Origin of the sequence: Pseudoalteromonas sp. MMG013, assembly GCF_018100885.1 — a bacterium.
In the GTDB taxonomy this organism is placed as follows: Bacteria; Pseudomonadota; Gammaproteobacteria; order Enterobacterales; family Alteromonadaceae; genus Pseudoalteromonas; species Pseudoalteromonas aurantia.
The window spans coordinates 1-460 of the sequence record NZ_JAGJEE010000120.1; the positions used below are offsets into that span (position 1 = coordinate 1).

The following is a 460-nucleotide window of genomic DNA, read 5'->3' on the forward strand; positions in this document are numbered from 1 at the left end:
CCGTACCGGAGACTTAGTCCGGTATTTACTGGATGGTGAATTGGCCTTTATGGGTCGTACAGATGATCAGGTTAAAATCCGAGGGTTTAGAATTGAGCTTGGCGAGATTGAAACACAATTAGCACAACAAGCAGGTGTTGAATCAGCGGTGGTGACAGTCAATGGAACCGCGGATAGTCAGCAGTTAATGGGTTATATTCATTCATCAGCTGTGCTAGACGACGGTGCACAGACGAGCTTGATAGGCCAAGTGAAAACAGCGTTAGCAGCACAGTTACCTGAGTATATGGTACCCAGTGTCTTGATGGTGGTGCATGAATGGCCGTTGACGCCAAACGGCAAGGTCGATAAACGGGCATTACCAGCACCCGAAGGTGCAGCCCTGCAAGGTGGTTATGTTGCCCCGCAAACAGAGACTGAATTAGGGCTGGTTGAGATTTGGTCTGAATTATTAGGCATT

1 pseudogene is annotated in these 460 nt (G+C 48.3%); it reads left to right on the plus strand.

Annotated features, from left to right (window positions below):
- Nucleotides 1–460: pseudogene (locus tag J8L98_RS24615) on the plus strand (non-ribosomal peptide synthetase); the annotation flags it as partial.